Genomic DNA, 4,398 nt, shown 5'->3' with positions numbered 1-4,398 from the left:
TTTCAGTCTATTTTTTTGGAAATTGTAAGTTAATAGATAATTTTATCTTTCTTTAATTGACAAATCGTTAGTTAGATAAATTAAATTTAAAAATAGGTTAAAAATTTTATTTGATTCAATTAATTTAAGAAAATTAAAAATTTTATTTATTTGGTGTAAAAATGAGAATTATTTCAATTGTAGGTTTAAAGAACACTGGTAAAACTTCCCTTACAGGTAAAATCATCAAGGAATTAACCAATAGGGACTTTAAGGTAGCAAGCATCAAGCATTCTCATCACCGAATGGAAATGGATCATGAAGGAACCGACACTTATAAGCAAATGGAAGCAGGTTCCGATTTTGTTGTAGGGATTGGCGGAAGAACCTACTTCAATATTAATGAGAGACTTGATCTCGAACGTATTTTGTTCTTAATTAAACTTATGGAAAATCCTGATTTTGTGGTTATAGAAGGATTTAAAGCATATCCTTATGCCAAAATAGCAACTTGCGAAGAAGTCAAGGATGAATATACAATCAAAGTAGTGAATTCATTTGAAATCACAGATGACGAGCTATTGGAATTGGTTGACCTTGTTGAAGAAAGGTCCTATGATATTTTGGAAACATTGTTTGTCAATGAATGCGGATATAATGATGCAAGTCTTATAGGTCAGGCATTTGCACAAGGAAAATTGGATTACAATCCAGAAACTCAAGCTGAAGTCAATCTATCCATTGATGGGGTGAATATTGGATTAAACAGATTTGTCAGCGATTATCTCAAGCAAACCATATTGGGGGTATTGGCTCCACTTAAGATCAAGGAATATGGTGTAGAAGACTTCGATGATATTGACATAACAATTAAAAACAAAAAAGAGTAATATAATGAATGATAATATTATATTATAAAATATATAATTATATTATTTAAGATATATTATTCAAGATATATTATTCGAGAATATGATTATATTATAAATTATTTTTTTAAATCAATTAGGTGATTATGTGAGCGATAATAAAGATTTTGAAAATAAGGTTAAATTAGTAATTAATGGAAATGATATTGAATTAAACAAGTTTACAGATGATATCATCAAGGAAACCATTCTAGGATTATTGAAAGCTATCAAAACTTCTGAATATGGTGTAGATGAAGTTAAGAATGTTGAAATTTCCATTGATAATGAATAATCCTTTGATTATTTTTTTTTAAAATTTTTTTATAGACTATTAGAGTTATTAATTTATTGAATGAATTTTATTTTGGGGTTTATGGATGAAGGATAAAGTAAGAGACGATTATGAAAGACCAATTATTTCACTTAGGATCTCTATCACCAATCGTTGCAATGTAGATTGCATATATTGTCACCACGATGGGATGTTAGAGTCTTCATCAGAAATGACTCCAGATGAAATTTATGAAATCTGCAGAATTGCAAAGAAATTAGGTGTTGAGAAAATACGTTTGTCTGGAGGCGAACCTTTAATTAGGCCAGACATAGTTGAAATTGTAGAGAAGATAAATTCACTTGATTTCAAAGACATTTCAATCACCACCAATGGTATAAATTTGGACAAATTTGCCAAACCATTATACGATGCAGGATTAGACAGAGTTAATGTCAGTTTAGACACACTTAATGAAGAAACCTATCAAATGATTGTAGGGAAAAACGTTTTAAGCAGAGTTAAAGATGGAATTGTCGAATCTTGTGCAGTTGGTATGTATCCGGTCAAGATAAATATGGTGGTTATGAATAATATCAACAATGATGATATTTTTGACATGTTCGAATTTTCCAAGGAACATGGTGTCATACTTCAACTTATTGAAATCATTGAGTCTGAAAGTTGTGATGACAATGAATTCAACTCAAAGTATCATTACCCATTGGCGGAGTTTGAAAAACACCTTGCCGAAATTGCAGATGAGATTAAGGTAAGGGAATTTATGCAGGATAGGAAGAAATATTTCATTGATGGGGGAGAAATAGAAGTTGTCCATCCTGTAGACAATACCAATTTCTGCAAAAATTGTACAAGACTCAGAATCACTCCTGAAGGTAAGATCAAACCTTGCCTACTTAGAAACGATAATCTTGTAGACTTGATTGAATATATTAGAGAAGGAGCCTCTGATGAAGAGCTTGTAGACATCTTCCTTAAGGGAATCCATAATAGGGAACCTTTCTATAAGGAAGAGGAAACTTAAACTTAATAATTAAACTTAATACTTAAACTTAATACTTAAACTTAATATTTAAACTTAATATTTAAACTTAAAAGAATTAACTAAAAATTGGGGGAATCATGACTAAGAATAGGGTTGAATGGATAGATTTTATACGTGCAGTAGCAATATTGACAGTTTTATATATTCATGCAACTGATGGGATTTATATCATTTCTTCAGATGCAATTATGAATTATACATTGTATTCCAGAATATTCCAGTTCGCTTCACTATTCGTTGGACGTATAGGTGTTCCGTTCTTCTTAATGATAACAGGTTACCTACTGCTTGGTAGGTCATATGATGATGATCGTATTCAGGCTTTTTGGAATAACAATTGTAAGAAATTGGTTATAATTACAATTATTTGGGCGATAATTTATGCAGTTAGCTTGCAATTCATTACAGTTAAAAGTGGGCAAGTGAATTTTGCTGAAGCGGGATCTTTATTCTTCAGCCATATGTGGTATATGCCGATGATTATTGGAATGTATCTTTCAATGCCTTTTGTTTCAAATGCATTGGAGCATTTCAGTCCGAAAACAATCAATCAGGCAACAATTGTATTCGCATTTTTAGCATTCCTCTTGCCGTTTATCACACTTGTATTGGATATGCACGGAATCCATAATGTCACTATCCAATATTGTCTTGGATTCAGTGGTGGAATTTATGGAATCTACATTATTCTTGGATATTTGGTTAAAAAAGACTTATTTAAGAAGTATTCATCTAAAAAGATGGGATTGCTTGCGATAGTCTCATTCATTATATGTCTCTTGTTCCAATACTATTCATTTATTAAAGGATACAGTTTCTTCTTATGGTATGAATTCCCATTCATTTTAACCGGATCATTCGCATTGTTTGAGTTATGTTCAAGAATGAAAAAAGTAAGAGCATTCCCATTTGTAAGCTTCTTATCAAAATACTCATTTGCAGTATTTTTAGTGCATAACTTATTCAGATTGCCATTCCTTCCATTGGTTGTTCAATTACCATATACAGAACCTGTAAAGGCAATTATCCTTTGGATTTTATTGATTATCTTTAGCTATGCTGCAGTGGTGGTCATTTATAGAATCCCAAGATTTGGAAAATATATTTTATATATGAGATAATTGATTTTATCTCATCTTTTTCTATTTTTTATCTTTTTTGAATTTTTTTAAGTTTAATTTTTTTATTATTTTATAATTATTTCATCTATCTTTTTTATCTGTTCACTCTTTAAATTCTTCTTTAATGATTTTAAACGCAGCTCTTGCTTCTGGAGAAGGGAACAATGGATAAATATGGAACATTCCTTCAGCAACTACGAATTTGACATCTACGCCATCTTCTTCAAGTTTTTCAACATATGAAACGATGTCCTTATGAAATATTTCATTATCTCCTGCAAAGATAATCATTTTAGGCAAATCCTTATTGTCTCCGAAAGTAGGGCTTACCCTATAATCGTCAAGACTCCAATCCCCTGCCCAGGACTTCCCCATTTCCCTTAAGCCAACTTCTCCTAAAATCGGATCGCTCTCATTGTCATATGGTGGGTTGCTCATTCCAATATCAACCCATGGGGAAAAGACAATGATTTCATCAGGCTGAGGCAAATCAATGGTTTTGATGTATTGGCAAAATGACAATACAAATCCTCCTCCTGCTGAATCTCCCATTAAAACGATGTTGCTTCTGCTTGAGGTCAAATCCTTATAAAAATCAGTCATGAGATTGAATGTTTCATTTGCAGAATGCTTTGGAGCAAGAGGATAAACAGGTGCAAGAACATATGCATCTAATTTACGTGATAGCAAATAGCAGTATAAGAAGTGCTGATAATTGATTTCACCTATGAATGCACCTCCATGTATGTATACTATTGTATTTTCGGCATTTTCATCTCCGAATCTAAAAACTTGCATGCCATTGGAATCAATGCTTTTGAAAATGCTTTTAACTGGCTTTTCAGTGGATTGTCCTTTGGATAAACGTTCTTCAACTTTCTCTTTTGAATCCATATAATCATGTTTAGTGAAATTTAAATAAAGTTCTTCGATTTTTGAAATAAATGATTTTTTTGACATGCTATCTTCCTAAATGAAATCAATTTACTAAAATTTTTACATATATTATTCTAATAAATAAGATATAAATAATTTATTTTTAACTAAGTT

At 31.1% G+C, this 4,398-nt stretch carries 5 protein-coding genes; 4 read left to right on the top strand and 1 reads right to left on the bottom strand.

All coding sequences use genetic code 11. The annotated features are described in order from the left end of the window. Positions 1 to 161 precede the first annotated feature (161 nt). The 4 genes from mobB (at position 162) to ACKI67_RS00885 (ending at position 3,348) form a co-directional block, all read left to right on the top strand. Positions 162 to 869, top strand: a complete 708-nt coding sequence (gene mobB / locus ACKI67_RS00900) for a molybdopterin-guanine dinucleotide biosynthesis protein B (protein ID WP_407461503.1) — start codon at positions 162 to 164, stop codon at positions 867 to 869. Positions 870 to 996: 127 nt separating this feature from the next. Next, on the top strand, positions 997 to 1,182 hold the full coding sequence (locus tag ACKI67_RS00895; protein ID WP_295608009.1) for a hypothetical protein: 186 nt from the start codon (positions 997 to 999) through the stop codon (positions 1,180 to 1,182). Between the two features lie 85 nt (positions 1,183 to 1,267). Beyond that, positions 1,268 to 2,206, top strand: a complete 939-nt coding sequence (gene moaA, locus ACKI67_RS00890) for a GTP 3',8-cyclase MoaA (protein WP_407461502.1) — start codon at positions 1,268 to 1,270, stop codon at positions 2,204 to 2,206. A gap of 98 nt (positions 2,207 to 2,304) precedes the next feature. Continuing rightward, the gene (locus ACKI67_RS00885) at positions 2,305 to 3,348 is read left to right on the top strand and encodes an acyltransferase (RefSeq protein ID WP_407461501.1); all 1,044 of its coding nucleotides are present in this window, start codon (positions 2,305 to 2,307) and stop codon (positions 3,346 to 3,348) included. A 102-nt stretch (positions 3,349 to 3,450) separates the two neighbouring features. Here ACKI67_RS00885 and ACKI67_RS00880 read toward each other — a convergent pair whose 3' ends face one another. Beyond that, positions 3,451 to 4,242 carry an alpha/beta hydrolase fold domain-containing protein gene (locus ACKI67_RS00880; RefSeq protein WP_407461500.1) on the bottom strand — a complete coding sequence of 264 codons (792 nt, stop codon included), beginning with the start codon at positions 4,240 to 4,242 and terminating at the stop codon, positions 3,451 to 3,453. Positions 4,243 to 4,398: the final 156 nt, after the last annotated feature.

Origin of the sequence: Methanobrevibacter sp. (assembly GCF_045577275.1) — an archaeon.
Classification (GTDB): domain Archaea; phylum Methanobacteriota; class Methanobacteria; order Methanobacteriales; family Methanobacteriaceae; genus Methanobrevibacter.
The sequence above is the reverse complement of the archived record's forward strand: the minus strand, read 5'-3'. Positions and strand labels throughout refer to the sequence as shown.

Coding starts and splice junctions, on each gene's coding strand:
- mobB (WP_407461503.1), top strand. CDS start 162: ATGAGAATTATTTCAATTGTAGGTTTAAAGAACACTGGTAAAACTTCC.
- moaA (WP_407461502.1), top strand. CDS start 1,268: ATGAAGGATAAAGTAAGAGACGATTATGAAAGACCAATTATTTCACTT.
- ACKI67_RS00885 (WP_407461501.1), top strand. CDS start 2,305: ATGACTAAGAATAGGGTTGAATGGATAGATTTTATACGTGCAGTAGCA.
- ACKI67_RS00880 (WP_407461500.1), bottom strand. CDS start 4,242: ATGGATTCAAAAGAGAAAGTTGAAGAACGTTTATCCAAAGGACAATCC.